We start from the raw sequence: 23,046 nt of genomic DNA, 5'->3' as shown, positions 1-23,046 counted from the left end.
GAGTATCATCTATTCATAGGAGGTTGAGATCATGCCACTCATCGGAACAAAAGAAATGTTCAAGAAAGCCCACGAGGGCGGCTACGCCATCGGCGCTTTCAACGTCAACAACATGGAGATTGTTCAGGGCATCACCGAAGCGGCAGCGGCTGTGAAGTCCCCCATCATCCTGCAGGCTTCCGCCGGTGCGCGAAAGTATGCGAAGCCCGCCTACCTCAAGCACCTCGTGCAGGCTGCACTCGAATGCGAGGATCTGCCCATCGCCCTGCATCTCGACCACGGCCCGGATTTCGAGACCTGCAAATCCTGTATCGACGACGGCTTCACCTCCGTCATGATCGACGGCTCGCACCTGAGCTTCAAGGAGAACATCGAACTTACGAAGCGCGTCGTCGAGTACGCCCATGCGCACAATGTCGTCGTTGAGGGCGAGCTTGGACAGCTCGCGGGCATCGAGGACGATGTGAAGGTGGCCGCAGAGGATGCGCACTACACGCGTCCCGAAGAGGTCGAGGAATTCGTCTCAAGCACGGGCGTCGACTCCCTCGCGATCGCCATCGGCACGAGCCACGGCGCTTTCAAGTTCAAGCCCGAGCAGTGCACAAAGAACGCTGACGGCGTGCTCGTGCCGCCCGAACTGCGCTTCGACATCCTCGCGGAAATCGAAAAGCGCCTGCCGGGCTTCCCCATCGTGCTGCACGGCGCCTCGTCCGTCATTCCCAAGTACGTCAAGATCATCAACGACAACGACGGCAATCTCGCCGACGCCGTAGGCATTCCCGAGGATCAGCTGAGAAAAGCGGCGAAGTCGGCGGTCTGCAAGATCAACATCGACTCCGACCTGCGCCTCGCCATGACAGCAGGCATCCGCGAGCACTTCAAGCAGCATCCCGAGCACTTCGATCCGCGCCAGTACATCGCACCAGGACGCGACTACATCCGCGAACTCGTCGAGCACAAGATCAAGGAAGTCCTCGGCTCCGACGGCAAGGCTGCAGAGGTCATGGCACTCTTGAAGTAAGCACAGACGCTTTACGAACATTGTGCGCCAGCCCAATAAATGTTCTTCCAAAATCGTGCAGAAAGCAGCTTTCTGCACGATTTTTATATTTTGATATTTATTTTCAATTCCGTTTACTTTCTGCATCCATAGAGGTATAATAGAACCGGAAACGATTTAAGGAGGTATGCAAAATGAATCAAGAGCAGCTCAATCGCATGACCAGCGGCAAGGGTTTCATCGCCGCCCTCGATCAGAGCGGCGGTTCGACACCGAAGGCGCTGAAGGCTTATGGCGTCGATGAGAGTGCCTATTCCAACGACGAGGAGATGTTCACGCGCGTTCATGAGATGCGCACGCGCATCATCAAAAGTCCCTCATTCACAAAGGAGCAGATTCTCGCGGCCATCCTCTTCGAAAACACGATGGATCGCAAGATCGACGGTCTCTATACGGCGGACTACCTGTGGGAAAAGAAAGGTATCGTGCCGATTTTGAAGGTCGACAAGGGACTTGCCGCCGAGAAGGACGGCGTACAGCTCATGAAGCCTATCGACGGACTCTCCGCCCTCCTCGACCGCGCCGTAGAGCGCCATATCTTTGGCACCAAGATGCGCTCCGTCATCAAAGAGGCGAACAAAGAGGGCATCAAGGCTGTCATCGAGCAGCAGTTCGCCGTCGGCAAAGAAATCATCGCCAAGGGACTCGTCCCCATCCTGGAGCCGGAGGTCGACATCCATTGCGCCAAGAAGGAAGAGGCGGAAGCCATCATGCTCGAAGAGATCAAAGCGCATGTGGCGAAGCTTCCCGCCGCCGACAAAATCATGCTCAAGGTCACGATTCCGACGAAGGAAAATCTTTACGAAGACCTCATGAAGGATCCGCATGTCGTGCGCGTCGTCGCTTTGAGCGGCGGCTACCCGCAGGATGAGGCCAACGAGAAGCTTGCCAAGAATCGCGGCCTCATCGCCAGCTTCTCACGCGCCCTCGCCCAGGATCTTCGCGCAAGCCAGAGCGACGCCGAGTTCGACAAGGTTTTGAAGACCGCCGTCGACGGCATCTACAAGGCCTCCATCACCTGAGAAAGCGCAGATCATTCTTTCCAAGAATCTGCAAAGAAAAGGCAGGACAGCAAACGATATGCTGTCTTGCCTTTTTCTTTGCAGGATTTTCCAATCTTGACAGAGAAAATCCCCTGCTATATGATAGGGTACTAGAGGGTATCACATACGAACCTTCTCGTGACCCCCTATATCATACAAACCAAGGATGTGTTCTCCATGCATACTTCAAAGAAAAAATTTCTTGCCATCATACTTTCACTTTTCGTCTTGCTCCTCGCTGCAGCATACCTATGCTCGAGCAGCTTCCAAGGCGGCGTTCCCGTTCTCAACTATCACCAGATCAACGACCATGACCACAACGCCCTGACGCTGAGCACGCCCGAGTTCGAAGCGCAGATGCAGTATCTCGCCGAAAACGGCTACCATCCCATTACGCCGAACGAACTTGCCGATCACCTCGAAAACGGCGCCCCTCTGCCCGAAAAACCCATCCTCCTCACCTTCGACGACGGCTATATCGACAATTACGAAAATGCCTATCCTATCCTGCAAAAATACGGGCTTAAAGGTTCCATCTTCATCATCACGGACTATCTAAACGTCTATCCGAACTATCTCACATGGGAAATCTGCCAAGAGATGCAGGACTCGGGCATCATCGACATCGAGTGCCACACAATGACCCATGTCGCGCTCAGCGAGCTTTCCTCTGCCGAAGAGCTGCAACACGAAGCCGTCGACTCCAAGAAAGCGATTGAATCACACCTCAATAAAAAAGTCACTTCTATCGCCTACCCCTGCGGCGCTTACAATGACGAAGTGCAGCGTGTCGTAAGGGAAGCCGGCTACCGCACGGCTTTCACCGTCAACTACGGGCTCGACCATCCCGGCGACGACCAATATGCGCTCAACCGCATACCGATCTTTGGCTCCAACTCTCACTCCTTCCTGCGCTTCAAGCTGCGCCTCCTCTTCACTCCAATCTTCTCCCGCCTGCAAAACGTGCGCACGGAACTTCTAAGCGGCGGTCACAATACCTGTGCACGCTTCATTCCTACACCCTGACACCATACAAGAAACGCCCCCGTTCCGGGGGTGTTTTTCATAAGTGAATGCAATATAGGCAGACAGTAGACAGAGTAAGTCGTAAAATGATACAATCCTTGTAGCCTAAAATACTGATTCGACGGAGGCACTTCTCATGCACCAATACTTGTTTTTCATCGGAGACTTTCCCGTGCGCGCTTACGGGCTGATCCTGAGCCTCAGCATCATCCTGGCAACGGGCGTCGCCTACTTCCTCGCCAAACAGGACGGACGCTACCACAGTCACATCGTCGACATGGGCATTTACTGCGGCATTGCGGGGCTCTTAGGCGCACGGCTCTGGGACGTCTTCTTCTTCGATTGGGATTACTACCAGAACCACTTGACGGAACTTTTGAACGTCTGGCAGGGCGGCATGGCGATCCAGGGCGGCGTGCTGCTCGGCGCTATCGTCGGCATCCTCTACACGCGCCGTCACAGCATCGACACATGGGCGCTCGCTGACATCGTAGCGCCCGCCATCATCCTCGGACAAGCGCTCGGCCGCTCGGCCAATCTTCTGAACGGTGACGCCTTCGGCGCACCGACCGGCTCCTCTTTCGGCATCCTCTATCCCGAGACCACGCTCGCCTTCCACACCTACGGCAACCAGCCCCTGTGGCCGGCGGAAATCTGGGAATGCCAACTTGACATCTTCATCTTCGCGCTCCTCCTCATCTTTCGCGCGACGAATCATGCGAAGGGACAGGCGTTCGCCCTCTACATCATGCTCTACTCCGCCGCACGCTTCTTCCTCGAATACCTGCGCGGTGACTACAACGAACTCGTCCTTGGGCTGTTCAAATCTGCACAGATGACGAGTCTCGTCGCCTTTACCATCGCACTCGTATTCTTTCTCTGGCTCGGCTTCAAAAAGCATACGGCAGAACTGCCAAAGAAGAAAAATCGCAAGCGTGCCGCCCGCACATGAGCGTCTCATCTCAGTGAAACGGAGTCTCTACCATGCAAAAGACAAACCATACGCTTCACATCGGCTGTCATCTCTCGTCTGCCAGCGGCTATCTCGCCATGGGCAAGGCCGCAGTGAACCTCGATGCCAACGTCTTCGCCTTCTTCACACGTAACCCGCGCGGCGGCAGGACCAAGCCGCTCGACTTGGACGACGTACACGCCTTCTGCAGCTACCGTGAAGAACACGACATCGGCACGCTCGTCGCCCATGCGCCCTATACAATGAACGCCTGCGCCGCCAAGGATACTCTGCGCGCCTTCGCACGCGAAGCGATGGCAGATGATCTAGCACGCCTCGAGCATATCCCGAACACGCTCTACAATTTTCACCCCGGCAGTCATGTACAGCAGGGCGCAGAAAAAGGCATCGAACTTATCGCAGACCTTTTGAACGATGTCCTCAATCCGGCGCAGAAGACGATCGTGCTCCTGGAGACCATGGCGGGCAAAGGAACGGAGATCGGACGCAGCTTCGAGGAAATCGCCGCCATCATCGAGCGCGTAGACTGCAAGGAACGGCTCGGCGTCTGTCTCGATACCTGTCACGTTTGGGATGCGGGATATGATATCGCAAACGATCTCGACGGCGTACTTGAAGAATTCGACCGTGTGATCGGCCTCTCCCGCCTTCATGCCGTCCATCTCAACGACAGCCTCAACGTCCGCGCCGCCCGCAAGGATCGTCACGCACGCATCGGCGAGGGAGAAATCGGACTCGAAGCCCTGACGCGCGTCATCCGTCACCCGAAGATTCGCCATTTGCCTTTCATCTTGGAAACACCGAACGACGATGCAGGATATGCAAGAGAGATTGCCATGCTCAGGGAGCGCTTTGAATAAGCGCCCCTTGCACAAGTGCCGCTAGATAATGCGCCGTCGGCGCGAGCGCAGCGGGGTCTACACGAAAGCTCGGATTGTGGATGGCAGCAGATAATCCCGTTCCAACCAGTACGAAACAGCCAGGCACGTTTTCCTGATAGAAGGCGAAGTCCTCGCCGCCCAAAGATTTCGGAGCAGACACAATCTGCAAATCGCACTCCTCAGCCACCCGCTTGGAAAACGATGTCCAAAAAACATCGTTCGCCGTCGCCGGCGGCCCTTCGTACCAATCCGTCACCACCTCAGCACCATGCGCCTGTGCCAGACCTTCGGCCAAAGCGCAGACGCGCTTACGAATCAAGGCGCGTTCTTCTCCGTCCATGCTGCGCGTCGTTCCTTCGACGAGCGCTTCTTCAGGGATAACGTTCCACGTATTGCCCGCAGCAACATGCGTGACGCTCACAAGCCCTGCCGAAAACGGATGAAGGTTGCGCGCGACGACGGTCTGCACCGCCTGGATGAATCCCGCTGCCAAAGGAATCGGATCGATGCCGCGCTGCGGATGCGCGGCATGCGTCCCCTTGCCGATGAAGCGAAATACGAAGCGGTCGACTGCCGCCGTGACAGCACCTTCCGATATGCCGACCGTGCCAACCGTCAAAAGGGGAGACGCGTGGAGTCCGAAAATTGCCTGTACATCGCGCAAGGCTCCTGCTTCCATGAGCACCTTAGCCCCGCCCGGCGCCTCCTCTGCTGGCTGGAAGAACAGGCGTACGCGCCCTTTCAGCTCCATCTCGCGCTCTTTGAGCAGAAGCGCCGCACCGAGAACGGACGCTGTATGAAAATCATGCCCACAGGCGTGCATGCGTCCCTCATTCTCCGAGCGGTACGGCAAATCCGTCTGCTCTTCGATGGGCAGGGCGTCGATATCGGCACGCAAGGCAACGACAGGCTCACCCTCTCCCACTTCCGCAACAATTCCTGTCGAAAGCGGCAATTTGAGAATGCGTATGCCCGCATGTTCCAAGGAGGCGCGGATACGCTTCGTCGTTTCCACTTCTTCATAAGAAAGCTCCGGATGGCGGTGAAACCACTGAAATTCTTCCTCGATATATGCTTCGATGTTTTCGATAGCTAACATAATTTTTCCTCTCTAATTCATATATGTTTAGTATATTATCTGAGATTATATAGCGAAGCTGTCATATTGTCAACAACGGTTTCACTACGGGAAGTACGGATAAAGTTCAGCCGCCCATCTTCACACACCTCCCCCTACTGCAATTTCTTGCGCTCCTTGGCCTTCTGCAAAAGCTGCACGGCCTCCGCAAAGGCGCCGGGTAGGTAGTCCTCTTCCCACTCTCGACCGCACTTCTCCCATGCCTTGATTTCCTTCCATTCCGTCAGCGGCTTGCCTGACGTATCCTTGACCGGTTTGCCGAACACGTGCGGATGGCGGCGCACCATCTTCTCTGCGGCAGCCTTTGCCACATCCTCCAACGTGAACAGTCCCTCTTCTTCGGCAAGCTGCGCATGAAAGATCACTTGCAGCAGAAGATCTCCAAGCTCCTCACGCAGGTTTTCCGCCCTTCCCGTCTCCTTCAGGATATTGATGCCGCAGAGCACCTCGACCGCTTCCTCTATGCAGCCTGGCTTGATGCTCTCATGCGTTTGCTTCCGATCCCATGGGCAGCCATGTTCGGAGCGCAGCGTGCGCACAATATTCTGCAATTGCTCAACGTATGTCATAAATCTTCCTCGCATTCAACAAAATCCGCTCCATAAGGAAAACCCCGCCGCAACATGCGTGCAGCGGGGCAACAACAATCTCTCAAAGCCAATCCGCAATCATCTCAATACCTGCTCGTTCCGCATGACGCGCCGAAGGCTTTGCATCTTCGGCAGGATAGCCGACAGGGAAGATCGCCACAAGCTCATAGTCCGCCATCTCAGGGAAAAGCTCCTTGAGCTTCGGCGCATCGAAATGCCCGACCCACGTCGTCCCCAGACCCAATGCTTCGATTTCAAGCATCATGTGGGTCGCCGCAATGCTCGCATCCACATCCGCGAAGTTTTTCTTGTCAAAGGAACGCACAAAGGCGCTCTCCGCCTTGCTTCCCACAACGAAGGCAACGGGCGCGCCAAAGATGAAGGACGTCGTCTGCGAAACTTTCTGCATCGCCTCTTCGCTCTTCAAAACCCAGATATGGAACGGCTGCTTATTGACTGCCGTAGGCGCGAGATTCCCCGCCTCCAAAATCTTTTGCAGCTTCTCCTCCTCCACGGGCTGCGCCGAAAGCTTGCGGCAAGAATAGCGCTTTTTCGCCAAATCAAGAAACGACATAAAGAACTCCTCCTCTACGAAAAATGCACATCCATACATCTTTGATATATTCTAGCATAACCTCCCAAGAGGTCAAGGCGCAGACCGATCAGCTAGTTTTTCCTCCATCCTCCACCAGCCTCTTGCATTTCATGCCACGCCTTCGCCCTCGCGATAAAATCCGCGAACACCTGCTCGGAGAGACGCGGTTCTTCCTTTTTTTGCTGCTCTGTGGGAACATCCTTGATTTTTTGATAAAGCACCGTCTCGTGCGCAAAGCTTCCTTCGCGCCGCGCTTTCACCATCGCGAGGGACGTTTCCGCCGACTCCGCATATTGAGCGAAGAGCTGGAGCTGCGGCAGACATTCGGCGAGAGTTTCTGGCGGAAGCTTCTTTTCCAACTGCTTGGCAGCACGTTTCAGGCGACGAAATTCCTTTGCGAGGACTTCCGCTTCCTTGTCGGCCCTTTCCTCACGTTCCACCTTTTGCCAGAAAGCTTCCATCTGCTCTTTCAGCACAGGCGCATCGAGTGCGCCCGTATGCGCCCAATCCTTTTCCATGCGACGCGAATGAAGCGCGAAAAGTTCCATCGCTCCTGCCAAACCGCCGTATTGCTCACGAATAGTGGTATGCCAAGCCCTTTCCGCATCATACGCGTCGGGCGAAGAGAGCCATTCTGCACCCGTCGCCAAGGCGATGCGCGAAAGATAGGGCTTTTCCATCGGGTTCATCAAAAACACGGGGGCACGCTCTGCCACAGCTTCATCCAATCCCTGTACGGGGCCAAGCGCGAGCTTTCCTGGCAAGTAGTCCGTCACGGGATAGTTCCACCAAATGCCGAGCGGTCGTCCATAAAGGCGCTCGGCCTCCGTCATATCTTCGGCGCTTATGCCTTCGGGCACGACACCTTCCCCCGTGAACAGTACGACGATATCGTCATCGAGCTGCGCGGCAAATTCGCGTGTGTAGGACTTCGTCACGCCGGCAGTCTTCATATCTTGCAGGAAATATTCCGTCGGCACGACAAGCAGCGGCTTCTCTGTAAGGCGGCGCGTCAGAAGTTCCTCGTTCAGGCGATTCACGAAAAGTGCCTGTGCCCTGCCGTCCTTGTGCTCGATGTCGTCGAAGAATATGGCGAAGCGCTCTACACCCATCGCATGAACAGATTTCAGCTTTCGCAGCATGGCCTTTTCATCCGCCTCGCCTGCCCAACCCGAAAAGCGCTGGTCAAGTCCTGGCGATACAGCGAAGACCAACTCCACACCCGCAGTCCGCGCCTCGGCGGCAAGACGCTTCAGCGCGAGCATCTCCTGCGGCGGATACGGTTCACGCCACTTCTCGCGATGGTACGGATCGTCCTTCGGCGCGTATACGTAGAGATTCATGCCGTGTTCACCCAAGAAGTGCAGCATCATGCGACGCTCGGCCTCCGTCCACGGTCTACCGTAAAATCCCTCGACGATGCCGCTCTCCAGCCTTCGCCCTTGTGCCGTCCGTGCATTCTCCCCCAACGCCGAAGCAGAAGCAGCATTTTCTGAAAAAAGGGCGGCACTGCAGAAGAGCGCCGCCAAGACCACCGTCAGGAAGATTCTCATTTCACTTCAAGAGCCGCCTTCACGAAATCACGAAACAGCGGATGCGGATGGTTCGGACGCGATTTCAGTTCGGGGTGGAACTGCGAACCGACAAACCACGGATGGTCCTTGACCTCGACGATCTCGACGAGGCTGTCATCGGGCAGCGTTCCCGCGACGGCAAGCCCCGCACGCTCAAGCTCGGCACGAAAATCGTTGTTGAACTCGTAGCGGTGGCGATGGCGCTCACTGATTTCTTTCTCCGCGTAAGCGGCAAGGCTCTTCGAGCCTTCCCGAAGCTTGCACGGGTAAGCCCCCAAGCGCATCGTGCCGCCCTTGTCCTCGACATCCTTCTGCGAGAGCATGAGGTCGATGACGGGATGTTTCGTTTCGTGATTGAATTCCGTCGAATGGGCGTCTGTCATGCCGCAGACGTGACGCGCAAACTCGATGACGGCGCATTGCATGCCGAGGCACAGTCCGAGGAACGGAATCGCGTTCTCACGCGCGTACTGCACGGCGCGAATCTTGCCCTCGACGCCGCGGTCGCCGAAGCCGCCCGGCACAAGTATTCCCTTGCACCCAGCAAACACCTCGCTGAGCTCGACGTCCGCCGCCTCAATCGCCTCCGAATTGACCCAGGCGATCTTGACGTCCGTATCATTCGCGATGCCCGCATGGTGCAGCGCCTCCGTCACCGACATGTAGGCGTCGGGCAGATCCACATACTTGCCGACGACGGCGACCTTAACCTTCTTCGCGGGATGCTTGATCTTGAAGACCATCTTCTCCCACTCTTCCATGTTCGCGGGGCTGTAATCCATGTGGAGTTTTTCGAGCACAATCTTGTCGAGGCCCTCCTTCGCCATCATCAGAGGAACCTCGTAAATTGTCGGCGCCGTGAGGTTTTCGATGACGGCGCTCTTATCCACATCACAGAAAAGAGCGAGCTTTTCCTTCATATCGCTCGAAATCTCTTTTTCCGCGCGGCAAACAAGGATGTCGGGCTGGATGCCGATGCCGCGAAGTTCTTTGACGCTGTGCTGCGTCGGCTTCGTCTTCAGTTCGCCCGCCGCCGCAATGTACGGCACGAGCGTCACATGGATGTAGAGCACATCGTAGCGACCGACCTCTTTCTTGACTTGGCGGATCGCTTCGAGAAACGGCAGGCTCTCGATATCGCCTACCGTGCCGCCGATTTCTGTGATGACGACATCGGCGCCGTCAGCGGCCGCAACATCATAGACGCGCTGCTTGATCTCATTCGTGATGTGCGGGATGACCTGCACCGTCTTGCCCAGATAATCGCCGCGCCTTTCCTTCGTCAGCACGTTGTTATAGACCTTGCCCGCCGTGATATTGGAGTTTTTCGTGAGGTTGATATCGATGAAACGCTCATAGTGTCCGAGATCGAGATCCGTCTCCGCACCATCGTCCGTGACGAACACCTCGCCGTGCTGGTATGGACTCATCGTGCCGGGGTCGATGTTGATATATGGATCGAACTTCTGGATCGTGACCTTGATGCCGCGATTCTTCAAGAGCCGCCCCAAGGAAGCAGCCGTGATGCCCTTGCCGAGGGACGAAACGACGCCGCCCGTAACGAAAATATACTTTGCCATTTTTTCCTCCTGCCCTGTTTCCGGCATATCCTACGAAAAAGACCGACTTCACCCGCAGTCTCGGCCAAATCTGCCAAGCTGCATCCACAAAAGCCTTATTCCTCCTGTATGCCCTCCAAGAGCTTTTCGCGGCGGCGCGACGTCTTGGGGCTGGAAGAAGCGCCCGTGCGCGAGGCATGCGTGCGCTTCACTTCGGGCGGATTCCACTCCGTCAGTCCCCATTTCCCCTCTCCCTCATAGTGGAAACGACTGTCCATATTGATCAGCGTGTAGACCTCTGAAATCGCATGAGAAAGCGACTGCACGGGCTTTCGCTTCTTGTCGATGACCTCCAGGACGAGATCTTTGTAGTACATCGCTTCGTTCTTTTCACTCAAAATGTCATGCGCCACATCCGTCTCCGAGCGCTTCGCGTAATCCGTATTTTCCAAAATCATGACCTCCTGCTTCCTGTCACATCTTCTCCGGCGCGGAAATGCCGAGAATCCCCAGCGCATGGCGTAGAACATTCCTCGCGACCGCCACGAGCGCCAAGCGTGCGCTCGAGAGCGCAGGTTCCACGCCTACGATGCGGCACTTGTTGTAAAAGCTGTGGAACAGCCCCGCCGTATCGTAAGCGAAACGCGCGATGCGGTGCGGCGCACGTTCTCTCGCTGCACGCTCGATCTCTTCCGCATATTCTTCGATCTTCTTGATCAAGGCGATTTCCGTCTCATCGACGAGCCGCGAAAACTCAGGTGCGCCGTCCGTCTCAATTCCAGCGTCGGCCGCCTGGCGGAAGATGCTCGAAATGCGCGCGTGCGCGTACTGGATATAATAGACGGGATTCTCGTTGGAATGCGACTTCGCCAGATCGAGGTCGAAGTCGAGCTGGCTGTCCAGTGAGCGCATGAGGAAGAAGTAGCGCGCCGCGTCCGTACCAACCTCCTCGATGAGCTCTTCGAGCGTCACGCTCTCGCCCGTGCGCTTCGACATCTTCACGAGTTCGCCGCCGCGATACAGGCTGACCATCTGCAGGAGGAGCACTTCCAACTGCTCGGGCGCATAGCCAAGCGCCGCGAGCGCCGCCTTGACCCGGCAGACATAACCGTGATGATCCGCTCCCCAGATGTTGATGAGATGACCGAAGCCGCGCTCCAGCTTATTCCGATGGTAGGCGATGTCCGCTGCAAGGTACGTCGGCACGCCGTTGTCCCGTATGACGACGCGATCCTTGTCGTCGCCGTAATCCGTCGAACGCAGCCACAGGGCGCCGTCCTTGTCGTAAACCTTTCCCTTTTCCTTGAGCACCTGACAAGCGTCGCGCACGGCCTCGGGATGGAGCGTGCGCTCGCTGAACCATTCGTCGAACGTCACGTTGAACGCGGCGAGATCCGCCTTCAGCTGTGCAAGCTTTTCCTTCAAAGCGATTTCCTTGAAGGCGACGAGGCGCTGTTCCTCGCTCAGCGAGAGATACTTCTCGCCGTCCGCTTCCACGATGCGCTTCGCCGTGTCGATGATGTCCGCGCCGTGGTAGCCATTTTCAGGAAAGGCCGTCTTCTTGCCCATCAGTTCCAAGTAGCGTGCGTTGACCGATGCCGCGAGGTTGTCGATCTGATTGCCCGCGTCATTGATGTAGTATTCGCTTTGAACGGGATAGCCAGCCGCTCGCAGAAGATTGACGAGAGCGCTGCCGACCGCTGCGCCGCGTCCGTGCCCGACGTGCAGCAGGCCTGTCGGATTCGCGCTCACATATTCGACCATGATGCGCGCCGTATCTTTCTGCGGCAGGTTGAAACACGCCTCGCCCCCTTCGTATAGATGACGAAGCAAATCATAGAGCACATTGCCTTTGAGGTAGAAATTGATGAAGCCCGGCCCTGCGATCTCCGCATGATCGAGCCAGTCGCCCTCGATGCGCGATACAAGCTCCTCGGCAATCTTCTTCGGATTCATGCGAAAGACGCGCGCCGACTGCATGGCGAAGTTCGTTGCAAAATCACCAAACTTTTTGTCCGGCGGCACTTCGAGCAGGATGTCGGCAAGCTCTCCTGCCGGAAACACGCCGTCGGCGATCGCCTTTTGCGCCGCCTGCCGAATGGCTGCGCTCAACTGTTCCTTGATGTCCAAAAAAATCCTCCTAATCTTCTCCGTGAAAAGGCGTCTCAGTTCAGCTTCTGCAGTTCCGACACATCCGCCTCAACCTCGATATGCAGTTCGTTCGCCGACTGCCATTCGCCGTTGATGTGCATGTCGTAGGAGACATCGATCCGACCTGAGACGGAACCGTAGGCGATGTCGAGACGCTGCGTCGCAACGCAGAGGTCGAGATCGCCGAAGGGCGTGCGGTAGCGGCTGCGGCTCTCGCTCTGCGGCGAGAAGCGCTGCTTCTGCTCGACGGCGCCGCGCCGCGTCAGCGTCAGGGAATCTGCCGCGACCTTAAGCATCGTCGAGGCGGGCGCGCCTTCGGCAAGGGATGTATCCTCGTAGATGATGTAGTGCTTGCCGTTGCGAAAGTAATGCTCGCCCATCGCCGTCATCTCTATGCGGCTGATATCGCCTGACGCATCCTTCTGCTCTCCCGTGACTTTTACGATCACCCTGTTCACGCTGTCTCTCCTCTTCCCGTCGATTCCTAAATCCAAGTATAAAGGCTACCATGTCTGCCAGATTTTTTCCATAAGACTAAGGAAGTACTTTCGCCTCCGCATCGATTGTGACCGCATTCTCACGCGCCAAGCGTGCAAGCTCGTAGCAGTCCTCGATATACTGGCGTGCGAACCAGCGCATCATGCCATACCCGGCAGCCGCTGCGATTCCCTGTCCAATGAAAGGCACATACTTCGCCGTCGTCTTGCCGAGGTAGCGCTTGCCAAAGCTTTTCAAAACGATCATCACGCCTTCCTTCGTCGCAAAGTCGAACACCTTCTTGACGAGAGGCACAAGGACGTCGTAGTGACGCAGCTTGCTCTCGGCTTCCTTGGACAATCCGAAACGCGCACGCATATCCGCCATCATGCGCAAGCAGAGTCCCGCATCAACGCCGATATCGAGTCCGGGAATCGGATTGACCGCATTCGCCGCACCCAGCACGGCATACCGCTTGACACTCTTATGGCAGCCTTCGCGAATCTCTTCCAAAGTTTCCATGTACACCATTTCAGCCATGAATATCGCCTCCTGCCTGTGCCATCTCCTGCTTTCGAGCCGCTCCCCACGGCGCATCGGTGTAGCGCTCGATTGCTTCCTTCGCCTGTGGATACCTTGCCAAAAGCTCCTCACGCTGCCAAACGCGGATTCCCGCCGTCTCCAAGGCAGGAATCGTCATGCAGCTGATGAAGCTGTAGCCCGCAGAATCAACATTCTCCGCCGCGAAGATCTGTCCCTTGGGAATCAGAACCATCGGCATAGCCGCGCCGCCCACACCAAGTTCGAAGGTGCGTAACGTGCCATCGGCGCCGAGCACCGTCAGCCTCATGCCGCAGCCTTCATGAAAGTACCATATCTCATCGCAGTCAAAGGACTGGAAGCGCAAGTTCTCCGAGCCGGCGAGCAGGAAGTAACTGCTGCCCGCCGCTGGGCGGCTGATGGCTTCCGACGTCCACGTCGGCGACGTGTAGACCCAGCTGTAGGCGCCGCTTCGCGGATTGCCCGAGAGCCGGAACTTCTGCATGATTTCCTGCACGCGTGCTGCCGCATTCGAAACTGCTGTCGTCGTTGCCGCCTGAACCTCGGGCGTCGTCATCTGTACGACCGCGCTTTCCTGCCGCATCTGCTGCGCAGGCTGAACCGACGGCATTGCACCACCTTCATCGTCCATATACGAAGACGCTGGCTCTTCCATGACATCGGGTGTCACCGTCGCCTCCGCTGCAGTAGATTTTTCATTTGCTGTCGGCAACTCAACCGTACGTTCCACTTGAACTGCGCCCGCATTTGCCGCTGGCGTAGCATCCGCCTTGCCAGCGGCCGCACTCGCATCCGGCGCCGCTTGTGCTGCAGCCGGATCCGGCGTCACCGTCCCATGCACAGCGCTGACCGTCGCGCCTGCAGCCAAAGCGGCTTCCCACGCCGCCTCATCCATCGCCGTCCCCGCAGTATTCGTCTTGCCGTCCGAACCTTGGGGGGCAGACGAGGCCGGCGGCTTCGACTGAGTCGCCGCATCACCCGTCTGCATCGTCGGCAACATCCCTGCCAAGATCCCCGTCAGAAGCCAGACCGCAGCCTTTCCATACCGCATGCGCCTCCACCTTTCACACAAATTCAAAAGAAAAGCGGCAGCAGAAAAGCGCCGCCCGCCTCATTTTTCCGTCAAAAGTTCCATGATCTCACTGCGCTTTCGCTCGGCTTCGCGATCCTCCGTCCGCTTCGTCTGCTTGAGAAAGTCCCCTTCTTTCGCCTTGACTTCCTTGATCTTATCGCCGATGGGGCAGCTTACGACGCCCTCCTTCATGAGCTTCTGAATCAAGTCGACCATATCGCCGTAGCCTTCCTTCATGCGCTTTTCGACAGAAAGACGCGTGAAATCGACGCAGCCCGGGCGATCGGAGAAATCGGGGCGCGGGAAAAGCTCATAAATCTTCGCATCGGGATAAAGGTTCTTCTGCACAGTGCTCCTCTGTGACAGGTGCAGCACGAAGATCAGCCGTACGCCCGCCTCGTAGACGGGCAGGAGCGGAGAAAGATCGGTGAAACTTCCCTCCCAGAGCACAACGCCGTTGGAAAAGCGCAGCTGCGAGTAGAGGATCGGCAGAGCGTTCGCCGCAGTCAGAAGAACCTTGCGCATCTTCTCCGGATAGCGCAGGATATCATAGTAAGAAGGCTCAACCGTCGGAAATTTCGTTGCTCCGACAAAGATGTGCTCGATGCTTTCACGCACCTTGGAGAGATCCAGATGCTCTTCCAAGAACGCAGCGAAGCTCTTTTCATCGAAAAGACCATGCCCGAAAAGTGCGAGAAACTGCTCAAACGATACGCCAGAAAGCCCGCTCGTCACGATGATGTCGTAGATTTCCTTGAGCTTCGTGATCGGCACGTTGGTAATCTTAAGCTTCGCGGCATTCTGCCACATGACCTCCGCCTTCTCGTAGCCGTCGCTCGCGAACATCATGGCGTTCAGCGCACCAAAAGACGTTCCGGAGACGACACTGACGGAAGACTCAAGCTCGTAGCTGTGCAGCGCCTTCCATGCGCCCATCTGATAAGCGCTGTTGCCGTTGCCGCCGGCAAACACTATGCCCATCTTCTCCATGCTCATCGCCTCCGGCTACTTCTTCTCAAAACGCGCCTGGCAGCCGATGCCGTCGCCATAGCCGACGCCGACGAGAACCGGCTCGCCGTTCTTCGCCTCCACCTTCACCTTTTTCCATGCGTCGTTGACGAGGACTTCGATCTCATCGCCCAATGCCAGCGACTGCAGATGTTCATCGCCGTCCTCGAAGTAACGTATGGCATAATGATCCTTCTTCCAGAGGATTTCTCCTTCCATGATGCTCCCTCTCCTTTCTCAGCAGTCTCCCGTATCAAGGACGCACTGATAAATTCAGTCGCCCATTTTCACACATCTGCACTTCCTCAAAACTCAAAGATCTTTCAAAAGCTCCTGCACCTTCGCCAAGCACTCCGCCTTCGCGCAGTCGCAGCTCTCGCCCGAGCGGCGCACCTTCAGTTCGATCTTGCCCTCTTCCAAGGCCTTCGGACCGATCGTGATGCGCAGCGGATAGCCGATGAGGTCGGCGTCTTTGAACTTCACACCCGCGCGATCCTTGCGGTCGTCGAGAATCGCGTCGACACCTGCGGCCAAAAGCGTCTCATACACCTCTTCAGCAAGCGCCAGCTGCTCGGACACCTTCGCATTGACGGGAACAACCACGACCTCGTAGGGCGCAATGGCACGCGGCCAGATGATGCCGTGCTCGTCGTTGTGCTGCTCGATGGCCGCCGCCATCGTTCTGCCGACGCCGATGCCATAGCAGCCCATGAAGAGCGCCTTCTCCTTGCCGTTCTCATCGAGGAAGGTCGCGCCGAGCGCCTCGCTGTACTTCGTGCCGAGTTTGAAGACCTGTCCCGCCTCGATGCCTCGCGTGATCTCGACGGGCGCACCGCAGTGTGGGCAAGGATCGCCCGCTACCATCAAGCGGATATCTGTGGTGAGGACATCCGTGAAATCGCGCACGGGATTCACGCCCGTATAATGCACGTCGACCTCGTTCGCACCCGCAACGGCATTCTTCATCTTCATGACCGTGCTGTCGACGACGATCTTCGTGCCCTTCTTGATGCCGATGGGACTCATGAAGCCCGCGACGCCGCCCGCTGCCGAAATCGCCGCCTCATCTGCCATGCGCAGTTCAAGCGCCCCCACGGCATTCTGTAGCTTCACGTCGTTGACTTCATGATCGCCGCGCACGAAAGCGAGCACGAGGGCATCGTTTTCATCCTGGAAGGCGACCGCCTTGATTGTCTTTTCGAGCGGCACGCGCAGGAAGTCGGCCACAAGCTCGATGGTCTTGCAGGCGGGCGTCTCGGCCTTCTGCAAAGGCTGCGCCTCTTCCTCGGAAGCGTCGATGGGAAGAAGCTCCGCCTTTTCCACGTTCGCCGCGTAGTCGCACGCCGTGCAGCAGGCAATTTCCGACTCACCGGCGGCAGCGAGCACCGTGAACTCATGCGTGTGATTGCCGCCGATCGCACCCGCGTCCGCCTCGACGGGACGGAACTTCAGGCCGCAGCGCGTGAAGATGTTTGTATAGGCGTCGTACATCTTCTTGTAGGAAATGTCAGCACTCGTCTCGTCCTTATCAAAGGAATAGAGATCCTTCATGATGAACTCGCGGCTGCGCATGAGTCCGAAGCGCGGACGAATCTCGTCGCGATACTTGTTTTGAATCTGGTACAGAAGGAGCGGCAGCTGCTTGTAGGAGCGCACCTCATCGCGCACGAGCGTCGTGATCATCTCCTCGTGCGTCGGGCCGAGACAGAATTCACGGCCATGGCAGTCCTTCAGGCGAAACATCTCCTGTCCGAATACGCTCCAACGCCCCGACTCCTGCCAGATCTCCGCCGGCTGCATGATCGGCATGCACAGCTCCTGCCCGCCCGCCGCATCCATCTCCTCGCGGATGATCTGCTCGATCTTCTTTATCGTGCGCCACGCCAAAGGCAGATACGTATAGACACCGCCCGCCGCCTTACGGATCATTCCCGCGCGCAGCATGAGACGATGACTCGTGATCTCAGCGTCGGAAGGCACCTCGCGCAGCGTCGGCGCGTATAACTTCGATGTAAGCAATGAAAACTTCCTCCTCTTAGGGCGTGCGCTTCGTTCGCTGCATTCCCCATCTATGAAAACAATCCGCCGCTCAAGGCAAGCGGACGCTTTTATTCAAGCCTGCTCTTCCTCCAAGATACTGTCTATCTCGCGGAACAGCTCTTCGACCAGCTCTTCTTCCTTGACCTGCCGCACGACCTCGCCCTTTCTGAAGACGAGGCCGACGCCCTTGCCGCCCGCAATGCCGACATCGGCGCCGCGCGCTTCGCCCGGGCCGTTGACGACGCAGCCCATGACGGCGACCTGGATAGGACGCGCGATGCCGCTGAGCCTTTCCTCCACACGCTCGGCAATCGAAGGAAGGTCGATGGCCGTTCTGCCGCACGTCGGACAGGAAATCAGCGTCGGGCCATAATCCCTGAGCCCCAGGGACTTTAAAATCTCTCGCGCGACGCGCACCTCGACTATCGGATCGCCCGTCAAAGATACGCGCAGGGTGTCGCCGATGCCTTCAGCGAGAAGTGCACCGATGCCAACTGCCGATTTGATGATGCCCGAGCGTACGGTGCCCGCCTCCGTGATGCCGAGATGCAGCGGATAGTCGCATCTCTCGCTCATCAGGCGATATGCCGCGAGCGTCAATGGCACGTCATGCGCCTTGAGCGAAATTTTCATATCATGAAAATCCTGCTCCTCCAACAGGCGCACATGCTCCAATGCGGATTCTACGAGAGCCTCCGCCGTGACGCCACCGTACTTTGTCAAAAGACGCTTGTCCAACGAACCTGCATTGACGCCGATGCGGATCGGTATGCCGCGTGCCTTCGCCGCCTCAGCGACGCGGCGCACGTTCTCCGCTCCGCCGATATTGCCGGGATTGAGCCGGAGCGCATCAATGCCCTGCTCGATGGCCTGAAGCGCCAAGCGATAGTCAAAATGGATGTCGGCGACGAGCGGCACCTTCGTCTGCGCCTTGATCTTTCCGATGTTCGCTGCCGCTTCCTTGTCGGGCACGGCAAGGCGCACGATGTCGCAGCCTGCAGCCGCGAGCGCCTCGATCTGGCGAACCGTCGCCTGTGCATCCTGCGTCTTCGTATTCGTCATGGACTGCACGGAGACGGGAGCCCCGCCGCCGATGGCGACAGCGCCGATATGAATCTGCCGCGTGATCTTCCTCTGCATGGTCTACCCTTCTTTTTTAATAAAAATATCAGCCGCCTACGAAGATGCGCATGATGTCGTTCTTCGTCGCGTAGAGCATCAAGAGCACGAGAAGCGATACACCAAACATCTGCGCGTAGTGCATCGCCTTCGCTGAAAGGGGCTTGCCACGTACAGCCTCGACGACAAGCGTCAGGAAGTGACCGCCGTCGAGCGCTGGAATCGGGAACAAGTTGATGATCGCAAGATTGAGGCTCAAGAGAGCCGTGAGGCTCAAAAGCGGCACGACGCCGATCTGCGCCGCCTCGCCTGCGATCTGCGCGACACCGATGGGCCCCGCGAGATCGGCCTGCTGTGCGCCTGTGACCATCTGCCCGAGCATCGAGAGCATCATCATGAGCGTCGTGCCCGTGCGCGTGACGGCAAGCTCAGCGGCTTCGAAGAAGCCCGGCATGCGCGTCGTGACGGACGAACTGACGCCGATGAGCGAGCGCTTCTCCTGCGCGTTGTAGGCAGGAATGACGCTCACCGTCTGATGCTCGCCCGCGCGTTCGTACTCAACGTGCAGGACCTTGCCGTCCGCGTCCTTAATGAGGCTCGTGATGTCCTGCCACGAGTTCACGGGCGCACCTTCAATGGCGACGATGCGGTCGCCCGCAAGGAGTCCCGCACTGGCGGCAGGATGCCCCGGTACCACCGTGCCGAGCACAGGCTCGCTCGAAGGCGTAGAAACGCCGGCGAAAAAGAAGATGCCGAAGAAAAGGAAGATCGGCAGGACAAGGTTCATGAAAGAGCCGGCAAGGATGACGATCATGCGCGCGGGAATCGACTTCGCGCAATAGCCGCGCTCACCCGCCGTATTGTTCGCGGCATCCATGCCCGCTATATCGTTGAAGCCGCCCAGCGGAAGCGCACGCAGGGAGTATTCCGTCTCGCCGTGCGTGTACTTGACGATCCTCGGCCCGAAGCCAATCGCGAAACGGTCGACGCGCATATCCGTGAGCTTCGCCGCCACGAAATGCCCGACCTCATGCACGAGGACGAGGATGCCGAAGACGAAAATGGATGCTAGAAGCGTTACGACCATCTCAACCCCCTATTTCCTGCAGGAAGCCCTGCGCCACGCGCCGCGCCTCGCCATCGGTGGCGAAGAGATCGTCCAGCGTCGGCGCCTTCTGCACGCCGCACTTCTCCATCGTGCGCTCGATGATCGCATAGATGTCAAGGAAGTGGATTCTCCCCGCCAGAAATGCCGCGACGGCCACCTCGTTCGCTGCGTTCATGATGCATGGCATCGTGCCGCCCGCACGCCCCGCCTCGTAGGCGAGAGGAAGTCCGCGAAACGTCGCTGTGTCGGGCTTTTCAAAAGAAAGATGCGCGAGCTTGGAAAAGTCCAGCCGCTCAAAAGACGAAGACTGGCGCTTCGGATACGTCAGTGCGTACTGGATTGGCAGGCGCATGTCGGCCGGTCCAATCTGTGCCATGACGGCACCGTCCTTGAAGCCAACCATCGAATGGATGATGCTCTCAGGATGGACGACGACCTCGATCGCATCGTACGGCACATCGTAGAGCCAATGCGCCTCGATGACCTCAAGCCCCTTATTGACGAGCGTAGCAGAGTCGATCGTGATCTTCTGCCCCATCTGCCACGTCGGATGCGCAAGGCACTCTTCGACCGTCGCCTTCTTGAGCGCGTCCTGCGTCTTCCCTCGGAAGGGGCCACCCGAAGCCGTGAGGATGATGCGCTCGACGCATCTTGCCTCCTCGCCCTGCAGGCACTGAAAGAGCGCCGAGTGCTCGCTGTCGACGGGCAGGATCGCCGCGCCCATCTCACGCGCCTTCGCCATGACGAGTTCACCCGCGACGACGAGCGTCTCCTTGTTCGCGAGTGCGATGTCTTTCTTCGCTTCGAGCGCCTTCATCGTCGGTGCAAGCCCCGCAAACCCCATCATGCTCGTGACGACGATGTCCGCCGCCGGATATGCCGCCGCCTCGATGAAGGCGTCGCGGCCGCCTTCGATGCGCGTCTTGCCGCCATACCGCGCCTTGAGCCTCGCCGCCGCCGCCTCGTCGGCAAGCACGGCAAGCTCAGGGGAGAGCGCTTCGATCTGCTTCTCCAGCAATTCGTCGCTTGCGTTCGCCGCAAGCACAGAAACAGTAAAAAGCTCCGGATGTGCAAGCGCCACATCAACTGTCTGGCGTCCAATCGAACCGGTAGAACCCAAGATTGCAATATTCTTCATACATCAAACTCCTGCCAAGCCGAAGACTTGAATAAAATAATAAACAAAGGGCGCGGTGAACATCACGCTGTCGAAACGGTCAAGGACGCCGCCGTGCCCCGGGATAAGCCGTCCCGAATCCTTGACACCCGTATAGCGCTTGATGACGGATTCGGCAAGATCGCCGACCGTCGCCACGAGCGCGAGAAGCACACCGAGCAGTGCCATCAACGGCACGGAAAAGCCAAGAGCACAGCCGAGCGCCGCGACGACTGCCGTCGTGCCGACAAGGCCGCCAAGAAATCCTTCGACCGTCTTCTTCGGACTGATGGCGGGGCACAGTTTGCGCCTGCCGAAGAACGAGCCGGCGAAGTAAGCGAACGTATCGCTCGACCATGTGCCGAGGAACATGATCCAAAGGAACGCGCAGCCAAGCGTCATATCGCCGGCGGGCGTTGCGAGAACGACATCCTGCGCCAGGAAGCGCAGCAGAATCAGATGCGCGAAAGAGAAGCCGACATAGACGATGCCCGCGATGGAAAAGCACGCCTGATCGACGGCAAAAGTCTCATGGCGAAAGACAGCCTCGGCAAAAACGAGGAGCGCAGCAAACGTCGCAATTGCGACAAGCCACGCGCTTCCCCACAGCCAAGCGGCAGTGCCGAAGAGCGAGATAGCGATGAAGCCGACGAGTCTCGCGAGAGGCTTTCCCAGATGATCGAACGCCGACGCGTACTCATGCCATGCAACGAACGAAAGCACAATGGCAAAAATGGCATAGAGCCAACCTCCCTGCATAATGACGAAGGCTGCGAGCGCTATGCCGACAACGCCCGTGATAATTCTTGTAAGCAAGTCAAGCACCTCTCTGTTAGGCGATCCCTTTATTTCCTCTTATTTCTCCTTGATTCCACCGAAGCGCCGCTCGCGGCTCGCATAGTCGCGAAGCGCTTCCATGAAGTACTCAGGTTTGAAATCCGGCCAATTCGTTTCCGTGAACCAAAACTCCGCATACGCCGCCTGCCACAACAGAAAGTTGCTCAGACGCATGTCGCCGCTCGTACGGATCACAAGGTCAACGGGCGGCAATTCCTTCGTATCGAGCGACGCCTGAAAAAGCTCCGGCGTGACATCCTCCGGCGAAAGTTTCCCCGCCTGTACCTTCCCAGCCAACCCCTGCACAGCACGGCAGATCTCGTCTTGCCCGCCGTAGTTGACAGCGACGCAGAAGTGCACGCCCGTATTGTTCTTCATCAGTTCTTCGGCATGGCGTACGCGCCGAATCAGCTCGGGCGTCAATTCATCGACGCGCCCGATGAAGCGGATGCGCACATTCTTCTCGTGCATCTCCCTTTCTTCCTTATCGAGATACTCGGAAAAGAGTCGCATGAGAAAATCGACCTCATCATGCGGCCGCTTCCAATTCTCCGTTGAAAACGCATAGACCGTCAGAACTTCCAGCTTCAAATCGATCGCTGTATCTAGAATATCATGCAACGTATCTACGCCCGCACGATGACCGACCGTGCGTAAGAATCCCTGCCCCTTCGCCCAGCGTCCGTTTCCGTCCATGATGACGGCAACATGGCGTGGCAGGCGCGAGCGCTCGATATCGACGGGAGTCCCTTCATTCTTTTGTGTTGCAGACTTGCCAAAAATCTTCTTCCACATATACGCTCCCCTTACCAGTCATGGATTCTCATCATGCCCACATTTTTATTACAGAGATCTCACGAAATCATTATAGCACGGAATCATTATAGCATGGAAAAAGGAGCATATCCATAGTATATTTTAGCAGCTTTCAGTGAAAGGATGCAACCGATGAGATCACGACGTTGTCGTTTACGCTTGACAAATATTTTTTTGGTTCTCTGGGAAGGCTCTGTTACGTATGCCCTTTTCTGAGCGTCTGTACGATTTCATTTCCATATTATCAAGTTTCTATCACACA

Annotated in this window: 23 protein-coding genes; 5 read left to right on the top strand and 18 right to left on the bottom strand. The window is 57.3% G+C overall.

Going from position 1 to position 23,046, the window contains the following annotated elements; translation table 11 throughout:
• Positions 1-31 precede the first annotated feature (31 nt).
• The 5 genes from fba to RWS31_RS07325 all read left to right on the top strand — a co-directional run bounded on the left by fba (position 32) and on the right by RWS31_RS07325 (position 4,962).
• Positions 32-1,021, top strand: a complete 990-nt coding sequence (fba, locus tag RWS31_RS07345; protein ID WP_314597150.1) for a class II fructose-1,6-bisphosphate aldolase — start codon at positions 32-34, stop codon at positions 1,019-1,021.
• Between the two features lie 173 nt (positions 1,022-1,194).
• On the top strand, positions 1,195-2,082 hold the full coding sequence (locus RWS31_RS07340) for a fructose bisphosphate aldolase (protein ID WP_314597148.1): 888 nt from the start codon (positions 1,195-1,197) through the stop codon (positions 2,080-2,082).
• Between the two features lie 198 nt (positions 2,083-2,280).
• Positions 2,281-3,129, top strand: coding sequence for a polysaccharide deacetylase family protein (locus RWS31_RS07335; RefSeq protein WP_314597146.1), 849 nt, complete (start codon positions 2,281-2,283; stop codon positions 3,127-3,129).
• A 136-nt stretch (positions 3,130-3,265) separates the two neighbouring features.
• A complete protein-coding gene (gene lgt / locus RWS31_RS07330; protein WP_314597144.1) occupies positions 3,266-4,081 on the top strand; it encodes a prolipoprotein diacylglyceryl transferase in 816 nt (271 codons plus the stop codon).
• A gap of 32 nt (positions 4,082-4,113) precedes the next feature.
• Entirely contained in the window at positions 4,114-4,962 is an 849-nt protein-coding gene (locus tag RWS31_RS07325) for a deoxyribonuclease IV (protein ID WP_314597142.1), read from the top strand.
• Here the strand turns inward: RWS31_RS07325 and RWS31_RS07320 are convergent.
• The 18 genes from RWS31_RS07320 to RWS31_RS07235 form a co-directional block, all read right to left on the bottom strand.
• Positions 4,943-6,082, bottom strand: coding sequence for an amidohydrolase (locus RWS31_RS07320; protein ID WP_314597140.1), 1,140 nt, complete (start codon positions 6,080-6,082; stop codon positions 4,943-4,945). The genes RWS31_RS07325 and RWS31_RS07320 overlap by 20 nt on opposite strands.
• Positions 6,083-6,216: 134 nt before the next feature.
• The gene (locus RWS31_RS07315) at positions 6,217-6,690 is read right to left on the bottom strand and encodes a MazG nucleotide pyrophosphohydrolase domain-containing protein (protein WP_314597138.1); all 474 of its coding nucleotides are present in this window, start codon (positions 6,688-6,690) and stop codon (positions 6,217-6,219) included.
• An 82-nt stretch (positions 6,691-6,772) separates the two neighbouring features.
• Positions 6,773-7,285: a nitroreductase family protein gene (locus RWS31_RS07310; protein WP_314597136.1), complete on the bottom strand. Its 513-nt coding sequence runs from the start codon at positions 7,283-7,285 to the stop codon at positions 6,773-6,775.
• 92 nt (positions 7,286-7,377) lie between these two features.
• Positions 7,378-8,859: a protein O-GlcNAcase gene (locus RWS31_RS07305; protein ID WP_314597134.1), complete on the bottom strand. Its 1,482-nt coding sequence runs from the start codon at positions 8,857-8,859 to the stop codon at positions 7,378-7,380.
• Positions 8,856-10,460, bottom strand: coding sequence for a CTP synthase (locus RWS31_RS07300; protein WP_314597132.1), 1,605 nt, complete (start codon positions 10,458-10,460; stop codon positions 8,856-8,858). Before RWS31_RS07300 ends, RWS31_RS07305 begins: the two co-directional genes overlap by 4 nt.
• Positions 10,461-10,555: 95 nt before the next feature.
• Positions 10,556-10,897, bottom strand: coding sequence for a DNA-directed RNA polymerase subunit delta (gene rpoE, locus RWS31_RS07295; protein ID WP_006191875.1), 342 nt, complete (start codon positions 10,895-10,897; stop codon positions 10,556-10,558).
• A 16-nt stretch (positions 10,898-10,913) separates the two neighbouring features.
• On the bottom strand, positions 10,914-12,569 hold the full coding sequence (argS, locus tag RWS31_RS07290) for an arginine--tRNA ligase (RefSeq protein ID WP_314597128.1): 1,656 nt from the start codon (positions 12,567-12,569) through the stop codon (positions 10,914-10,916).
• A 35-nt stretch (positions 12,570-12,604) separates the two neighbouring features.
• A complete protein-coding gene (locus tag RWS31_RS07285; RefSeq protein ID WP_314597126.1) occupies positions 12,605-13,048 on the bottom strand; it encodes a DUF1934 domain-containing protein in 444 nt (147 codons plus the stop codon).
• A 76-nt stretch (positions 13,049-13,124) separates the two neighbouring features.
• Positions 13,125-13,607 (bottom strand): hypothetical protein, encoded by a 483-nt coding sequence (locus tag RWS31_RS07280; RefSeq protein ID WP_314597124.1) that lies wholly within the window; start codon positions 13,605-13,607, stop codon positions 13,125-13,127.
• Positions 13,600-14,679 carry a cupin domain-containing protein gene (locus RWS31_RS07275; protein WP_314597123.1) on the bottom strand — a complete coding sequence of 360 codons (1,080 nt, stop codon included), beginning with the start codon at positions 14,677-14,679 and terminating at the stop codon, positions 13,600-13,602. Before RWS31_RS07275 ends, RWS31_RS07280 begins: the two co-directional genes overlap by 8 nt.
• A 60-nt stretch (positions 14,680-14,739) precedes the next feature.
• On the bottom strand, positions 14,740-15,690 hold the full coding sequence (locus RWS31_RS07270) for a patatin-like phospholipase family protein (RefSeq protein ID WP_314597122.1): 951 nt from the start codon (positions 15,688-15,690) through the stop codon (positions 14,740-14,742).
• Positions 15,691-15,705: 15 nt separating this feature from the next.
• Positions 15,706-15,927 carry a DUF5348 domain-containing protein gene (locus RWS31_RS07265; protein WP_265071699.1) on the bottom strand — a complete coding sequence of 74 codons (222 nt, stop codon included), beginning with the start codon at positions 15,925-15,927 and terminating at the stop codon, positions 15,706-15,708.
• Positions 15,928-16,020: 93 nt separating this feature from the next.
• The gene (locus RWS31_RS07260) at positions 16,021-17,727 is read right to left on the bottom strand and encodes a proline--tRNA ligase (protein ID WP_314597120.1); all 1,707 of its coding nucleotides are present in this window, start codon (positions 17,725-17,727) and stop codon (positions 16,021-16,023) included.
• Positions 17,728-17,820: 93 nt separating this feature from the next.
• On the bottom strand, positions 17,821-18,888 hold the full coding sequence (ispG, locus tag RWS31_RS07255) for a flavodoxin-dependent (E)-4-hydroxy-3-methylbut-2-enyl-diphosphate synthase (protein ID WP_314597118.1): 1,068 nt from the start codon (positions 18,886-18,888) through the stop codon (positions 17,821-17,823).
• 28 nt (positions 18,889-18,916) lie between these two features.
• Positions 18,917-19,954 (bottom strand): RIP metalloprotease RseP, encoded by a 1,038-nt coding sequence (gene rseP, locus RWS31_RS07250; protein WP_314597116.1) that lies wholly within the window; start codon positions 19,952-19,954, stop codon positions 18,917-18,919.
• A 1-nt stretch (position 19,955) separates the two neighbouring features.
• Entirely contained in the window at positions 19,956-21,113 is a 1,158-nt protein-coding gene (locus tag RWS31_RS07245) for a 1-deoxy-D-xylulose-5-phosphate reductoisomerase (protein ID WP_314597114.1), read from the bottom strand.
• A 3-nt stretch (positions 21,114-21,116) separates the two neighbouring features.
• Positions 21,117-21,947, bottom strand: coding sequence for a phosphatidate cytidylyltransferase (locus RWS31_RS07240; RefSeq protein WP_314597112.1), 831 nt, complete (start codon positions 21,945-21,947; stop codon positions 21,117-21,119).
• A gap of 39 nt (positions 21,948-21,986) precedes the next feature.
• A complete protein-coding gene (locus tag RWS31_RS07235; RefSeq protein ID WP_314597110.1) occupies positions 21,987-22,763 on the bottom strand; it encodes an isoprenyl transferase in 777 nt (258 codons plus the stop codon).
• Between the last annotated feature and the right edge of the window lie 283 nt (positions 22,764-23,046).

It is taken from the genome of uncultured Selenomonas sp., from assembly GCF_963528755.1.
Lineage (GTDB): Bacteria > Bacillota > Negativicutes > Selenomonadales > Selenomonadaceae > Selenomonas.
The sequence above is the reverse complement of the archived record's forward strand: the minus strand, read 5'-3'. Positions and strand labels throughout refer to the sequence as shown.